At 73.8% G+C, this 14411-nt stretch carries 11 protein-coding genes and 1 pseudogene; 3 read left to right on the plus strand and 9 right to left on the minus strand.

Features of this window, described 5'->3' with window-relative positions; translation table 11 throughout:
• Nucleotides 1–66 precede the first annotated feature (66 nt).
• The 3 genes from ACZ418_RS22465 to ACZ418_RS22475 all read right to left on the minus strand — a co-directional run bounded on the left by ACZ418_RS22465 (nucleotide 67) and on the right by ACZ418_RS22475 (nucleotide 3274).
• Nucleotides 67–945, minus strand: coding sequence for a hypothetical protein (locus tag ACZ418_RS22465; RefSeq protein WP_468365587.1), 879 nt, complete (start codon nucleotides 943–945; stop codon nucleotides 67–69).
• Nucleotides 946–976: 31 nt separating this feature from the next.
• Nucleotides 977–2506 (minus strand): hypothetical protein, encoded by a 1530-nt coding sequence (locus tag ACZ418_RS22470; protein ID WP_468365590.1) that lies wholly within the window; start codon nucleotides 2504–2506, stop codon nucleotides 977–979.
• Between the two features lie 78 nt (nucleotides 2507–2584).
• On the minus strand, nucleotides 2585–3274 hold the full coding sequence (locus ACZ418_RS22475; protein ID WP_468365593.1) for a GntR family transcriptional regulator: 690 nt from the start codon (nucleotides 3272–3274) through the stop codon (nucleotides 2585–2587).
• Between the two features lie 112 nt (nucleotides 3275–3386).
• On the opposite strand from ACZ418_RS22475, the gene ACZ418_RS22480 reads away from it, so the two are divergent.
• A complete protein-coding gene (locus ACZ418_RS22480) occupies nucleotides 3387–4226 on the plus strand; it encodes a putative hydro-lyase (RefSeq protein ID WP_468365595.1) in 840 nt (279 codons plus the stop codon).
• Between the two features lie 832 nt (nucleotides 4227–5058).
• On the opposite strand, the pseudogene ACZ418_RS22485 reads toward ACZ418_RS22480, so the two are convergent.
• From ACZ418_RS22485 to ACZ418_RS22505, 5 genes and pseudogenes are all read right to left on the minus strand, one after another.
• A pseudogene (locus tag ACZ418_RS22485) lies at nucleotides 5059–5898 on the minus strand (SGNH/GDSL hydrolase family protein); the annotation flags it as partial.
• Nucleotides 5895–7070 carry a glycosyltransferase gene (locus ACZ418_RS22490; protein WP_468365597.1) on the minus strand — a complete coding sequence of 392 codons (1176 nt, stop codon included), beginning with the start codon at nucleotides 7068–7070 and terminating at the stop codon, nucleotides 5895–5897. The pseudogene ACZ418_RS22485 and the gene ACZ418_RS22490, both read right to left, overlap by 4 nt.
• Complete coding sequence (locus ACZ418_RS22495) at nucleotides 7067–8194, minus strand: glycosyltransferase family 4 protein (RefSeq protein ID WP_468365600.1); 1128 nt, start codon at nucleotides 8192–8194, stop codon at nucleotides 7067–7069. The genes ACZ418_RS22490 and ACZ418_RS22495 overlap by 4 nt, the downstream gene beginning before the upstream one ends.
• Before the next feature lie 185 nt (nucleotides 8195–8379).
• Complete coding sequence (locus tag ACZ418_RS22500) at nucleotides 8380–9798, minus strand: HEAT repeat domain-containing protein (protein ID WP_468365603.1); 1419 nt, start codon at nucleotides 9796–9798, stop codon at nucleotides 8380–8382.
• 301 nt (nucleotides 9799–10099) lie between these two features.
• Complete coding sequence (locus tag ACZ418_RS22505; protein ID WP_468365606.1) at nucleotides 10100–10492, minus strand: ankyrin repeat domain-containing protein; 393 nt, start codon at nucleotides 10490–10492, stop codon at nucleotides 10100–10102.
• A gap of 313 nt (nucleotides 10493–10805) precedes the next feature.
• On the opposite strand from ACZ418_RS22505, the gene ACZ418_RS22510 reads away from it, so the two are divergent.
• Both ACZ418_RS22510 and ACZ418_RS22515 read left to right on the plus strand, forming a co-directional pair.
• Complete coding sequence (locus ACZ418_RS22510; RefSeq protein ID WP_055706964.1) at nucleotides 10806–11000, plus strand: hypothetical protein; 195 nt, start codon at nucleotides 10806–10808, stop codon at nucleotides 10998–11000.
• Nucleotides 11001–11039: 39 nt separating this feature from the next.
• Complete coding sequence (locus ACZ418_RS22515) at nucleotides 11040–12644, plus strand: hypothetical protein (RefSeq protein WP_468365609.1); 1605 nt, start codon at nucleotides 11040–11042, stop codon at nucleotides 12642–12644.
• Nucleotides 12645–12821: 177 nt separating this feature from the next.
• On the opposite strand, the gene ACZ418_RS22520 is transcribed toward ACZ418_RS22515, so the two are convergent.
• The gene (locus ACZ418_RS22520) at nucleotides 12822–14330 is read right to left on the minus strand and encodes an SCO1417 family PLP biosynthesis transcription factor (protein WP_468365612.1); all 1509 of its coding nucleotides are present in this window, start codon (nucleotides 14328–14330) and stop codon (nucleotides 12822–12824) included.
• Between the last annotated feature and the right edge of the window lie 81 nt (nucleotides 14331–14411).

Consider the following 14411-nt stretch of genomic DNA (forward strand, 5'->3'; position numbering starts at 1 on the left):
GGACTCTCGTAAGTCTGGTGAAACGTGCGGTGGTTCAGGAAAGGTGCGGGGCTCGGCGGCCGGCCCTCAGGAGTGGAAGGGCAGCCCGGCGTCGGCCACCAGCTCCAGGTCCTCGGTGTCCTCGGCGGGCAGCAGGCTGGCCGTGCCGTCGGTCACCGGTACGACGCCCAGCTCGAGCAGTTCGGCCATGGCGGCGCTGCCGGCCATGTCGCGGACCTGGAGCTGGTAGCGGGCCGTGGTGCGGTAGGTGCCGCCGCCGTCGTCACCGGTGCGCTGCAGGAAGCCCGAGTCGGTGAGGAAGGCGAGGGCCTTGGCCACGATTCCGGTGGTGGAGGCGGCCGGGCGGCGGGCGTCCTTGGTGGCGCCGGTGGCGCTGCGTCTGGCCCAGATGCGCCAGGCGGCCTCGAGGCCGGGCGCGTCGGTCGCCGGGTCGGTGTTCTCGCCCAGTTCCTCGGCACGCTCCTCCAGGCGTCGGCAGGCCTGCCGTACGAAGGCGTCGACGCCGTTGACGGTGACGCGGCCGATGTAGGTGTCGTCGGCCAGGTCCTCCGGGCGCGGGAAGGCCAGTGCGGCGACGGCGAGATGGGCGAGCCCGTGCAGGAAGCGGTCGCCGGAGTCGGCTGCGGTGCGACGCGCGTAGTCGCCCATGCGGACGGCGAACACCGAGTCCTCGGCGGCCGTCACGGCCATCCCCGCGCGCGGGGACACCTCGAGTACGACGAGACCCAGGCCGGCGGCGACGGCGTCGGCGAGCCGCGCGAATGCCGGGTCGTCGCGGTACCGGCGCAGCAGCTCCGTGTACTCCTGGTCCCGCGCGGGCTGCAGCTTGGGCTGCAGCCCGAAGGCGACGAGCCGCGCCGCGTCGGCGGCGTCGGCGGGGGTGACGGCGGCGGGCGCCGACGGTGCCGACGACTCCGCCTCACTCCACTCGACGTGCTCGCTCACGGTTGGGGCTCCTTGTCACGCTGTTGTCGACTCATGCTGCTTCCGTCCGGTCCGCCGCCATCCCGGCCGCGTCCAGCAGGGCGGTCCCCACGATCAGATCCGCCCCACCGAACTCGGGATCGTCCAGCTCCGTCCCGTCGTCCACGGCGAACAGCAGCTTCTCCTCACCCTGCCGGTACGCGGTACCGACAGCCGGACTGGCCGCGTGCACCGCCAACAGGGCCACCAGATAGGCCAGATCGGGGTCCCCGGTGCGCCGGGCCTCGGACAGCAGCCCGGACAGCCTGCGCGGCGCGTCGGCCGGCAGGTCCAGCAGGTCCATCGCCGCGGCCAGCTGCTCCTCGCTGAACCGGCTGTCGTCCGGCGTGGCGATCAGGTCGGGCTCCGGCATCTCCGCGCCCAGGTGCTCCCGCTCGACGGGGGGCGTCAGCAGTATGTCGACGAGGTCCGCCACCCGGACGGACACCGGCGTGCGCAGGCCCGTGCCGTGGGCGAAGAACGCGTCCGTGACCCGGATCGCCTGTTCCAGGGGCAGTGGGAGGACGGGGGCGACGAGATGGCCGTACAGGTCGATCCCGGACGTCGTCGCCGGTGTGGCGAAGGCCTGCCGGTCCTGCTCGGCGCGGAACAGCGGGCCTGCCTCCAGCAGCCGTGACTGGAGCTGGGTGTGCCGCCGGATGCAGTCCTTGACGATGTCGACCAGCTCGGCCGCGCGGCGCTTGTGCTCGGGCTCCTCGGTCTCGTCGCGGGCCTTGCGGATGTTGGTGAGGATCGCGTTCTCGTGGCGGTAGCGGTCGGCCACGTGGTCCAGGGCCTCCGCGATCATGTCGGGCACGGCGCTGAGCCAGTCGACCGCGCGGACGTTGCGCCGGGTGGCCTCCAGGGCGCGGCGCAGGCTCTCCGAGTACTGCACGGTGCGGTAGCGGGCCTGTTCGGCGGCGAGCTGCGCGTCGGCGAGCCGGCCGCGGCTGATCAGCACCTCCAGCTTGACCTCGGCGGCGATCTGGGCGCTGGTGACGTCGGTGTCGAGGGCGCCGACCAGGACGTTGACCGCCTCGTCCGTCGTGCGCAGGTACACCGTGCCGCCGGGGCCGGGGACCTCCTCGATCAGCTTGAAGTCGTAGTCCCGGCGGACGTATGTGCCGTCCGGCGCGAAGGTGCCGTAGACGGCGCGGAAGCCGCGGTCGACGCTGCCGACGTTGATCAGGTTCTCCAGGACCCAGCGGGCCACGCGCTCGTGCTCGGCGGTCGGCCGGTGCGGGGCCTGGGCGGCGATGCGCGGGACGAGCCGGGCCACGATCTGCTCGTGGTCGGCGCCGGTGTCGAAGTCCATGTTGAGCGTGACCAGGTCGATGGCGGCGAGGGCCACCTCGGCCATGCCGTACACCGAGTACTCACCGGCCAGGTTGGCCTTGCGCGCGTCGAGGTCGTGCAGCGGCGCGGTGCAGGCGAGCGCGCGCAGCCGCCGCGCCAGTCCCTCGTCGGCGGCCGGGCCCAATGCGGGGCGCGGCCCCGCGCTGAGCTGGGGTGGAACGCTGTCCGTCGATGCAGGCGAAGTCACGGTGCACAGACTAGGTCCTGGGTCTGACATCGACCCAAACGAGAGGCTCAGCCGGTTTGTCGACACGGCCGTGTGTCGCTACGGGGCGACCCGTCGCCGGTACACCTCCACCATCCGCTCCAGTGAGTCCGCGAGGTACGTCTCCAGCAGCCGCTCGGCCTCGCTCTTCGCACCGGCCTGCAGTGCCTGCAGGATCTCGCGGTTGCGGGCGAGGTACGGCTCGTGCAGCCGGCGCGGCTCGTCGACCACGTGGAAGGCGAGCCGCAGCTCGGCGAAGACGCTGCGCATCAGTTCGTCGGTGCGTTCGCTGCCCGCGAGGGCGACCAGTTCCCGATGGAAGTGGATGTTGGCGGTGCCCAGCGCCTTCCAGTCGTTCTCCGCGGCCGCCAGCTCTCCCTCGGCGACCGCCGCGGCGACGCCCTCCAGCCGGTACGGCGGCTCGCCGAGCCCGCGCACGACGGCGCACTCGACCAGGGAGCGTGTCCGGTGGATGTCCTCGACGTCCTCGACGGTCAGGACCCGCACGAACACCCCGCGGTTGAGCTCGTGGACCAGCAGGCGTTCGTGTGTGAGCAGCCGGAACGCCTCACGCAGGGTGTTGCGGGAGACCCCGAGCGCCCCGCCGATGCCGTCCTCCGACAGCCGGGTGCCGGGCGGGAAGTACCCGTCGGCGATGCGGCTCCGGAGGATGTCCGAGACCCGCTCCGCCGTGCTGGTACGCCCCAGGAGCGCACGGTCGTCGGCCAGTGCCGTCAGCTGCTCTGTCATGCCGGGAATTCAATCGCACAGTCCAGGACGAGACAACATGGGTATTGAAGGATCGTTGAACGATCCTCTACCTTTCGGGAAGGCGGCATTGCTCACATTCCGAGGAGCCGGCATGACGCAGACACCGCGTACCGAGGACCTCCCCGTCACAGCGGTCGACCAGCGCGCGCACACGTGGAGTCCGGAAAGCGCCCGGGCTCGGTTCCGGGAGGGCCTCGCGGGTCCGACGGCCGGGGTCGCGGCGGGCCACACACAGGCCAACCTGATCTCGGTGCCGGTCGACTGGGCGTACGACATGCTGTTGTTCTGCCAGCGCAATCCCAAGCCGTGCCCGGTGCTGGACGTCACGGACGCGGGCTCCACGTCGACCGTTCTCGCCGAGGGCGCCGACCTGTGCACGGACCTGCCCCGCTACCGGGTGTGGGAGGACGGCGAGTTGGTCGAGGAGCCCACCGATGTACGTGCGCACTGGCGGGACGACCTGGTGTCGTTCCTGATCGGCTGCAGCTTCACCTTCGAGTGGGCGCTCGCCCGGGCGGGCGTGCCGATCCGGCATGTCGAGCAGGGCCGCAACGTGCCGATGTACCTCACCACGCGCGCGTGCCGGGCGGCGGGCCGACTGCGCGGGCCCATGGTGGTGTCCATGCGGCCGGTGCCACCGGAGCACATCGGCGCCGCGATCCGGGAGAGCAGCCTGTTGCCGGCCGTGCACGGCGGTCCGGTGCACTGCGGTGACCCCGCAGCCCTCGGTATCGAGGATCTGGCCCGCCCCGACTTCGGCGATCCGGTGACCGGCGCGCCCGATGACATCCCGGTGTTCTGGGCCTGCGGAGTGACCGCGCAGGCGGCGGTGATGGCCTCCCGGCCGCCGTTCGCCATCACCCACGCCCCGGGCCAGATGTTCCTGACCGACGCCCGCGACGAGCAGTACCGGCTGGCCGGCATCGTCTGAAGCCGGCCCCGGCCCGGTCCCCGCGGGAGCACGCACGCGAGGTGGGCGAGACGAGGCGAGTAGGTGTGGTGTATCGGAGTGGGGGCGGGTCCGGCCTGGTGAGCCTGCGACGGGGCCCGGCCCTCGGCACGGACCAGGCCCCTCGGACAGACGTCCGGTCACTTTCCCGCAGTGCCCACCGACCGCCGGGAGTCACCCGGTGACGGCAGTCGTCCACGCCGCTTGCGCCCTGGCGGCCGCGTGGGCGTTTCCGGCACCGTGGCCCCCGGACGCGCGCAAGGTCGCCTTCCCGGCCGGCCCTCCGCCCCGTCGGGCACTACCCGGTGACCACGGTGGTCCGCCCCGGCTGCGCCCCGGGCGCCGGGGCCTCGCAGCCCGAATCCGCCACCGCGGCCGAGCGGACCGGCAGCGCCGGCCTCGCCTCAACGGCCACACCCACCGCCGAGACCGCACGCACCGCACCGGCACCAGGCTCTCCGGCCCCGCGGTCCGTCACCGCCCGCCTCGCCCCGCCAGCCACACCCAGCGCCGAGACGGCGCGCTCACCCGCACCCGCCGCTCCAGCCTCGGCGCCCGCACGGACCGTCGCCCCCGGCCTCGCCTCACCGGCCACGCGCCCCGACGAGACCGCATCCACCGCACTGGCACCGGCACCCGCACCCGCACCCGCCGCTCCGGCCTCGGCGGCTGCACGGACCGTCGACGGATTCGCCTCGCCGACTCCACTGGTGAGCGTCACGACAAGGGCCGTACCGGTGCCGGCGGCCGTCCGCGCCGGGCTCGGTGCCCCCGGTGTCGCGTTGGTGCCCGCAGGGCGCCGCTGAGCCTCGGCGTCCTGGCCGGGGCCCAGGGCGGCCAGGGCCGCGGACACCGCCGCCGAGGCGCTCAGGTCGAGTCGGGCGCTGGTGCCCCGGGCCCGGTGGTGCAGTTCGTCCGCGGCAAGGCGCAGCAGCTGGGGCAGCAGGTCCTTGCAGCGCCGGGCCACCCAGGCGGTGCCGGCCGTGGCCAGCCACAGCAGGCTCGCCGCCCGGGTCGGGGCGGGGAACTCCGGTTCGGGGGACGGCGGCCGTCCCGTCGCACGGCCCGCCTCGGTGAGCAGGGCGTGGAAGCGGACGGCGAGCTGCCGGTGCCCGCGCTCGCCCGGGTGCAGCCGGTCGGCGCTCCACAGGGACCGGTCGGTGATCCAGGCACCGTCCGCGGCATGCAGGTGGACGGCGCCGTAGCGCTCGGACAGCGCGTGGACGATCGTGTTGACGGCCCGTTGCCGGCGGGCCAGCGGACGGGCCAGGGCGCTCGGCAGGCCCAGCATCGCGCCGGGATCGGGCAGGCAGGCGGTGAGTACGGTGGCGCCCTCGCGGGTGAACGCCGAGTAGACCGCGTCGAGGTGGCCGGCCACCGCCTGGATGTCGAAGGTATGGCGCAGCGTGTCGTTGACGCCGATCACCACCGACACCAGGTCGGGACGGAGTTCGAGGGCGGCCGGCGTCTGCCGCTCCAGCACGTCGCGGGTCTGCGCGCCGCTGACCGCGAGGTTGGTGAACTCCACGGCGTCGGCGGTCTCGGCGAGGGCGGGCGCCAGCAGCGCGGCCCAGCCCCGCCAGCCGTCCCCGGCGGGGTCGCCCACGCCCTCGGTGAGCGAGTCCCCGAGGGCGACGAAGCGGACGGAGCTCATGCCACGCCCTCCGGCACGGTGCGACGGACGCCGGTCGGGCGGAGCACCTCCGCGTCGTGGGCCGCCAGGAACGCCTCCACGGCCGTGCCCCAGCCGAAGCACTCCGCACGCGCGCGTGCCGCGTCCCGCCGTGCGCGCTCGCCGCGGTCCAGCAGCAGCTCCACGGCGTCCGCGAACGCCTCGCCGCGGTCGGCCGCGGTCGCCCCGGCGGAGCCGATGACCTCGGGCAGCGCGGAGGACGCGCTCGCCACTACGGGGGTGCCGCACGCCATGGCCTCCAGGGCGGCCAGCCCGAAGGTCTCGGCGGGGCCGGGCGCGAGGGCGATGTCGGCGGAGGCCTGGAGCGCACCGAGTGCCGCCCGGTCGGAGACGTGCCCGAGGAAGGTCACGGGCAGCCCGTGCTCCCGCGCGCGCTGCTCCAGCCGGGCCCTGAGCGGCCCGTCCCCTGCCACCACGAGCACCGCCCGGCGCCCGCGTCGTATCAGCGCCTCCAGGGCGTCCAGCGCGGTGCCGGGGCGCTTCTCCACGGACAGCCGGGAGCACATCACGAGCAGCGCCTCGTCCCCGCGCGCGTGCAGGGTGCGCAGGCCCGGGTCGCGCAGGGCGGGGTGGCGTTCCGTCAGGTCGACGCCGAGGGGGGCGCGTACGACGTTGCGCGCGCCGATGCGTACGAACTCGCGCTCGGCGAACTCCGTGGTGCACACCACCCGCGAGTAGACGTGCGCGGTACGGGTGTTGAGGGCGTCGGCGGCGCGGCGGGAGAGGTGCTCGGGCAGGCCCCAGGTGCGCAGCACGCCGTCGGCGGTCTCGTGGGAGACCATCACGGCGGGCACGCGCGTGCGGCGGGCCCAGCGGCCGGTCCAGCGCAGGGTCGTGCGGTCGGAGACCTCCAGGCGGTCCGGGGCCAGTTCCTCCAGGAGGGCGGCCACGCGCCGCTTGTCGGTGAGGACGCGATAGCCGCCGGTGCCGGGCAGCAACGGGCCGGGCAGGGTGATGACCCGGCCCTGCTCGGTGTCGCGGTCGGTGTGCCGTTCGCCGGGCACGACCAGGACGGGTTCGTGGCCCGCCGCCCGGAAGCCCTTGCCCAGTTCGCGCAGCGCGGTGCGCAGGCCGCCGGAGGCCGGGGCGACGAAGTTGGCGAGCCGGACGATGCGCAGGGACTGGCCGGTCATGCCGCCACCGCCGTCTTCCGTGCCGCGAGCACGTCGTCGTAGTGGGCGATCAGCTGGTCGCCGACGGCGGCCCAGGTGCGGCCCTCGACCATGGTGCGGGCGGCGGCGCCGAACGCGGTCCGCCGCGCCGGGTTGGCGGCCAGTTCCCGGACCGCCTCCTGTACGGCGTCGGCGTCACGCGGCGGGACCAGGTATCCGGTGCGGCCGTGGGCGACCAGGTCGAGCGGGCCGCCGGCGGCGGGTGCGACGACCGGGACCCCGCTGGCCATGGCCTCCTGGACGGTCTGGCAGAACGTCTCGAAGGGGCCGGTGTGCGCGAAGACGTCCAGCGAGGCGAAGATCCGCGCGAGGTCGTCGCCGGTGCGGCGGCCGAGGAAGACGGCGCCGGGCAGGGCCTCGGTGAGGTGGGCGTGGCTGGGCCCGTCGCCGACGACCACGACCTTGACGCCGTCCAGACGGCAGGCGCCGACGAGGAGTTCGACGTGCTTCTCGGGCGCGAGTCTGCCGACGTAGCCGACGATCAGCTCGCCGTTCGGGGCGAGTTCGCGGCGCACCGCCTCGTCTCGCAGATCTGGCCGGAAACGTACGGTGTCCACACCGCGCGGCCACAGCCGGACCCGGGGTACCCCGTGCGCCTCCAGGTCGCCGAGCGCGGCGCTGGAGGGGGCGAGGGTGCGGTCGGCGGCGGCGTGCACGGAGCGGATCCGCCGCCATGCGGCCGCCTCGCCGGCCCCCATGTAGGTGCGGGCGTATCCGGCGAGGTCGGTCTGGTAGACGGCGAGGGCGGGGATGCCGAGCTTGGCGGCGGCGGCCATGCCGCGCACGCCGAGGACGAAGGGGCTGGCGAGATGTACGACGTCAGGCCGGTGTTCGAGCAGCGCAGCGGCGAGCCGCCGACTGGGGAGGGCGACGCGGACCTGGGGGTAGCCGGGGAGCGGGAGGGAGGGGATCCGGACGACCGGGCACGGGGCGTCCGTGTCCGGTCCGCTGCCCGGAGCGGGGGCGGGGGCGACGACGAGCGGATGGTGACCGCGATCTACGAGGTGCCGGGCGGTCTGGAGCGCGCAGTGGGCCACGCCGTTCACATCGGGGGGAAAGGATTCGGTCACGATGACGACACGCATACGGGTGTTGTCGCCGCGCCGGACGTGGCCGGGTCAACTTCGATCTTTCCGCCCGGGGAACGTCCTGTGAGCGTTGGGCTGCGCACCCGCGCAGGTCAGACGGCCGTCATGACCGCCTGACCTGCGGGACACCCGGTGTTCACTCGGCGGGCGGCCGTCCGCCCGGGCCGTGGGTGTGCGTGGGGTCAGCCGAGGGCGGCGTCGGGTCCGAAGCGGCTGCGTACGGCCGTCTGCACTTCCGCCTCCTCGGCCGGATCAGCGGCCAGGCGGCGCAGGCGCTCGACGACCCGGGCGTCACCGGTCTCGGCGTGCCGGGCGGCGAGTTCGCGGGTGGTCTCCTCGCAGTCCCACAGGCATTCGACGGCGAAGCCGGTGGCGAAGGAGGGGTCGGTGGCGGCCAGGGCGCGGGCGGCACGGCCGCGCAGATGGGAGGAGGCCGTCTCACGGTAGATATGGCGCAGTACGGGGGCGGCGCAGGCGATGCCGAGGCGTCCGGTGCCGTCGACGAGGGTCCAGAGCGTGGGCGCGTCGGGGCCCTCGCCGCGCACGGCCTCCCGGAGGGCGCCGAGGACGAGATCGCGGTCCTGGACGCCGCCGCGGCAGGCGAGCATGCGTCCGGCGGCGGCGCCGAGCACGTCGGGGCGCTGGGCCCAGCGGCGGGCGCGGTCGACGGCGGCGACGCTGCGCATCCGTTCGAAGGCGTCGGCGGCGGCCTCCACGACGACGGTCGTGCCGTCGGCGACGGCGGCCTCGATCAGATCGAGTGCCTCGGGGTCGTTGCTGTCGGCGAGATAGCGCAGCGCGGTGCAGCGGGCCCCGTCGATGCCGGTCCTGGCGGCCTGGACGATCTCCGGCCGGTCCTCGGGGCCGGCCACGGCGACCAGACAGCGGGCGGCCGGCACATGGAGGGCGGCGCCGCGGTCCATGCCCTGCTGGGCCCATTCGAAGACGGCGCGCACGCTCCATCCGGGCCGGGGGCCGGTGGGCCGCATCTGCCGTTGCCAGCGGTCGAAACAGCCGGTCTCCTGGGCGGCACGCACGCGTGCGGCGATCGATTCGCGCGGATCCTCGGCCCACAACCGCCAGGGCCGCGGCTCGAAGGCGTCGCGTACGGCGGCGGCCAGCTCGGCCTCGCCCTCGGGGTCGGTGCCGAAGCGGGCCAGGACGGGTGCGGCGAGGGCGCGCAGGCCCGCGTCGTCGTCCCTGAGGGCCAGCTCGTCCAGGGCCCAGGCCCAGTTGGAGCCGTGGGCGGCGTACCTGCGCAGCAGCCCGAGGGCGTCCCGCCTGCCGTAGGAGGCGAGGTGCCCGAGCACGGCCAGGGCGAGACCGGTGCGGGACTCATCGGTGTCGAGGACGTCCTCGGAGTCGAAGAGGTGCGCCTCGACCGCGTCCAGCTCGCCGTTCAGGTCGAGGTAGAGCCGGGCGTAGTAGAGGGAGCGGTTCTCCACCTGCCAGTCGTGGCGGGGATCGCGCAGCACACAGTGGTTCAGGGCCGCAAGCGCTTCCGCGCGGGGGGCGGTGAGCGCGTGCAGCGTGCCGTCGCCGCGGCCCCGCTGGAGCAGGCCGAGCAGCGTACCGCTGGGCGCTATGACCGGATCGAACATGGGAAACAGCCTCACATCAAGCGTCGACGCAACCGGAGAACACGCACTACCTGGCCGCGTGACACAACGTCGGAGCGCCCGCCGTCTCTTGCTTGCTGAAGACCATCTCTCTCTGCCTCTCGTCGGTGGCCCATGCGGACCGCATCACGGCCCGCGCGGTGCGGCATCACCTGCCCAGCCATCGCGTCCGTGAATCACGTCGTCATGATGACCCGGCGGTTTGTGCTGCCGCGACCGTATTTCCGGCGGCCTCTTACCGCCTCCCCCGTTTTTCGTGTCGTACCTGGTCAGGACATGCGCGTCAGTGCGCGCCGAACAGCTCCAGGAGTTCCGTCTTGCCGAACATCCGGGCGGTGTCGACGGCCGACGGGGTCCCCGCGGCCGGGTCGGCTCCGCCCGCCAGGAGCGCCTTGATCACTTCCGTCTCACCCTTGAAGACGGCGCCCGCGAGCGGGGTCTGACCCCGGTCGTTGACCTGGTCCGCCGCGCCGCCCCGGGCGAGCAGCGCGCGTACCGCGTCGGCGTGCCCGTGGTAGGCGGCGAGCATCACCAGGGAGTCGCCGCGGTCGTTGGTGAGGTTGGCCGGAACGCCGGCGTCGACATAGGCCACGAGCGCCTCGGTCTGCCCCTGCCGGGCCAGATCGAAGATCTTGGTCGCCAGCTCCACGACCTCGGGGTCGGGGGCTTCACTCATCGGCCGGACCGCCTCTCCTGCGAACTTCGGGGACTTCAGGGAGCGTACGGCAGCGAGAGCGGAACGCGGCCGTACGAGTGAATCGCCAGCGTACTGGCTCGCGCGGCACATGACCCGTTGTGCCCGAGGTAAAGATCAGCACCAGCCCCCACCGACGGCACAACCCGGCTCGACCAGCCTGGAACCGCTCCGCCAACCGGGCGAAATCTACCAGATTTCACCCAGTTGCACCTTTAATCATATGGATACATCCTGTGATCCTGGAAGAACTCACGGTGACTGTCCCCCACCCAATGACACCAGGAGGCCCGAAATGATCCTCTCCATCTCAGGCGTCATGCTGCTCGGCGTCGTCGTCTTCCTCTTCTTCCGCAAGGACGGCCTCAAGGGCTCGCACGCATGCACATCGGCGCTGTTCGGCTTCTACCTCGCCAACACGGGCATCGCCCCGAGCATCAAGGCCGGCGGAGAGAGCCTGGCGAGCCTCCTAGGCGGCATCAAGTTCTGACCCGCCCGTCCCGCCCGCACGCACCGTCAGGAGACAGCAGTGGCCCGGCGCCCTCTCCCCCGCATTCTGAGCAAGGACAGCGCCCAGATCGCCCGGACGCAGCTCACCCGGAGCCGGGAGCTGGCCCGGACGGCGGCCGACAGCGCCACCGACGTCCTCCACCCGCTGATCACCGTCACGCGCGGGCTGCGCCGACTGGCCTCGGCCGGGCGGCGCAGATGGGCGGACACACCCCAGGACAAGCGTGGGCCGCTGCTGTTCCTCACGGCCTGCGTGATCCTGGCCGTGGCGCTGATGCCGTACGGGCCGCTGCTCGCCGTCATCACCCTGATGGCGGCGGCAGCCTGGCAGGGCCGCGACCACACTGGTCCGGCCCCCGAGGGGCCCGACGAGTCCCAGACCGAACGGCTCCAGTCCCTCTACGAGGCCCTGGTGCCGTACTTCTCCACCCCTGAGGACCCGGCGCCGCTGTACACGCACGGCGGGGAGTGGGAGAAGGCCTTCACCGCCCACGAGTTCGACGAGGCGGGGCGCGTCGGCCATCTCGAGATCCGTTACCCCGCGTACTTCCCGGACGGCGAGCCCGAGGCCCGCATGCGCATCGAGCAGCTGCTCACCGCCAAGGCCGGCCGGGGCCGCGAATACCGCTTCACCTGGGACGAGGAGGGCAACCAGCTCACCGTCACCGTTCTGCCTCCACTGCCCGCCGACATCCCCGCCCAGCACTTCGTCACCGCGCCCGGCGAGACCGTCCTCGGCTTCACCGACCCCAGCGAGGTCCAGCGCACACTCCCCCTCTCCTACGGAGAGGAAGAGATCGACGTGCCGCCGGTCGTCTGGCGCACCGGCATCCGCTCCACCGAGCCGCACCTGCTGGCCATGGGCCACCCCGGCAGCGGCACCTCGACCCTGCTGCGCTCCGTCGCGCTGCAGGCCCTCCGGTCCGGCGACGTCCTGATCGTCGATGGCGGCGGCACCGGCGAGTACGCGTGCCTGACCGGCCGGGACGGCGTCCTGTCCGTGGAGTGCGCATTGCCCGGTGCGCTGGCGAGCCTGGAGTGGGCGGCGCAGGAGACCGAGCGGCGGCTCATCGCCATCAACCTGGCCCGGCAGGCGGGCGACCCGCCACCGGCCGACGCCCGCCGCCCGCTGTGGATCATGCTGGACCGCCCCTCCGTCTTCGCCCACCTCGCCGCGGCGGACGGCCGCAAGGACCCGCAGGTGCTGCTCCAGGTGCCGCTGCGGCACGGCCGTGCGGCGAACGTGACCGTCGTGGTGGCCGAGCAGTTCGACAGCGCGGAGGCCTTGAGCGACGCGGTACGGCAGCACACGCGCGCGCGTGTCGTGCTCGGGCCCGCGGCGCCTCGGCAGGTGGAGGCGGTACTGGGCGCTCGACCGCACACGACACCGCTCGGGCACGTACCGCCGGGGCGGGGGTATGCGCGGTTGGGGTCGGGTCCGGTGCACCGGCTCCAGGTGCCGCGTACGCCGGATCCGTACGACGACGCGACCAGTGACGCCGACCGGCAGGCGGTGCTGGAGTTGCTGCCGGCGCGGGCCACTGCCGTGGGGGCGCAGCCGACGGAGGCTCCGGAGACGACGGATCTGACGAAGCCGGGGGTGCCTGCGGAGGCTGCCGGGTAGCGCCGTCGGGTTCGGACCGGCTGCCGGGTGCGGGTCCGCCGTGGCCGTTCGCGCAGTTCCCCGCGCCCCTGGGGAGCTGCGGCTGGAGCGCGCTGAAGGGCGCGGGGACCTGCGCGACAAGCCACAACGAGCCCGCGGTCGCCGAAGAACCCGGCGCTCCGAGCGAGTGGGCGCGGCCTAAGCCACAAATGTGCCCGGCGCCTCCACACCCCCCGTGGCGCCCGTCTCCACCAGTCGGACCGCCGCGGCCAGCCGTACCGCCGCCTCCTCCGCCACCGCTCCCCCGACGGTGAACGGCAGCCGGAGATAGCCCTCGAACGCTCCGTCCACGCCGAAGCGGGGACCGGAGGGGACGCGGACGCCGGTCCGCTCGCCCGCCTCGGCGAGCCGGGAGCCGGACAGGCCGCCGGCACGGACCCACAGGGTCAGGCCGCCCTTGGGAAGGTGGAACTCCCAGGTCGGCAGCTCACGCCGGATCGCCGCCACCAGCGCGTCCCGGTTCTCGCGGGCCTGGGCCCGGCGCAGCTCCACCGCCTGTTCCCAACCTCCCGTGCTGAAGAGCCAGTTGACGGCGAGCTGTTCCAGCACCGGCGTACCGAGATCGGCGTACGCCCGCGCGGCGACCAGGCTGCGGATGACGTCCGGAGCCGCCCGCACCCAGCCGATCCGCATGCCCGCCCAGAAGGCCTTGCTCGCCGAGCCGACCGTGATGACGGTCGAGCCGGCCGGGTCGAAGGCGCAGACCCGGCGCGGCATCCCGCCGTCCGCGAACTCCTCGTCCAGCCACAGCTCGGTCATCGTCTCGTCGGCGACGAGCACCGTGCCGGCCGAACGCGCCGCGTCCACCAGCCGGCGCCGCTGGTCCTCGTCGGCGAGCGCGCCGGTGGGGTTGTGGAAGTCGGCGACGACGTACGCGAGCCGGGGCGCGGCCTCGCGCAGGACCTGACGCCAGCGGTCCACGTCCCAGCCGGACAGCCCCTCGGCCATCGCGACGGGAACCAGGCGGGCGCCGGCCTCCCGCATCAACTGGAGGATGTTGGCGTAGGACGGCGACTCGACGGCGATCCGCTCGCCACGGCCGGCGAAGAGATGGCAGATCGCGTCGATGGCGCCCATCGCACCGGTCGTCACCATGATCTGCTCGGGCATGGTGGGGATCCCGCACGCGGTGTAGCGCTCGGCGATCATCGAGCGCAGCGCGGGCAGCCCGGCCGGGTAGTCGCCGTGCGTGTGGGCGTACGGCGGCAGTTCCTCCAGGGCGCCCTGCACGGCGCGGGTCAGCCATGGCTCGGGGGCCGGGAGCGAGGCGCAGCCGAGGTCGATCATCGAGCCCAGGGCCTCGGGGGGCAGGGGCTCCAGGCCCCGGGCGGGCAGCGGGTTTCCGGCCGGTACGGCGGTCCAGCTGCCGGCGCCGCGCCGGGACTCCAGGAAGCCCTCGGTGCGCAGCGCCTCGTAGGCGGCCGCCACGGTCGTACGGCTCACGGACAGGGCGAGGGCGAGTTCGCGTTCGGCGGGGAGGCGGGCGGCCACCGGGACGCGCCCTTCGAGCACCAGCAGCCGGATGCCGTCGGCGAGGGCGCGGTAGGCGGGCGGGCGGCGGGTGCCGGGGCCGGCCGGGCGGTCCTGCTGGGACTTGAGGAGCCGGGCGAGCTGCGCGGCCCCCATGGCAGAGGTCCACTGCGCCATGACGATCAGTCCACCTTCCCCGAATTGGCCATGGATGGAGATTCTTCCCAAGCCACAGAGTGACATGCGTCAGGCCACCGC

It is taken from the genome of Streptomyces sp. NPDC030820 (genome assembly GCF_055572075.1).

Coding starts and splice junctions, on each gene's coding strand:
- ACZ418_RS22495 (WP_468365600.1), bottom strand. CDS start 8,194: ATGCGTGTCGTCATCGTGACCGAATCCTTTCCCCCCGATGTGAACGGC.
- ACZ418_RS22500 (WP_468365603.1), bottom strand. CDS start 9,798: ATGTTCGATCCGGTCATAGCGCCCAGCGGTACGCTGCTCGGCCTGCTC.
- ACZ418_RS22510 (WP_055706964.1), top strand. CDS start 10,806: ATGATCCTCTCCATCTCAGGCGTCATGCTGCTCGGCGTCGTCGTCTTC.
- ACZ418_RS22520 (WP_468365612.1), bottom strand. CDS start 14,330: ATGGCGCAGTGGACCTCTGCCATGGGGGCCGCGCAGCTCGCCCGGCTC.
- ACZ418_RS22480 (WP_468365595.1), top strand. CDS start 3,387: ATGACGCAGACACCGCGTACCGAGGACCTCCCCGTCACAGCGGTCGAC.
- ACZ418_RS22490 (WP_468365597.1), bottom strand. CDS start 7,070: ATGACCGGCCAGTCCCTGCGCATCGTCCGGCTCGCCAACTTCGTCGCC.
- ACZ418_RS22475 (WP_468365593.1), bottom strand. CDS start 3,274: ATGACAGAGCAGCTGACGGCACTGGCCGACGACCGTGCGCTCCTGGGG.
- ACZ418_RS22505 (WP_468365606.1), bottom strand. CDS start 10,492: ATGAGTGAAGCCCCCGACCCCGAGGTCGTGGAGCTGGCGACCAAGATC.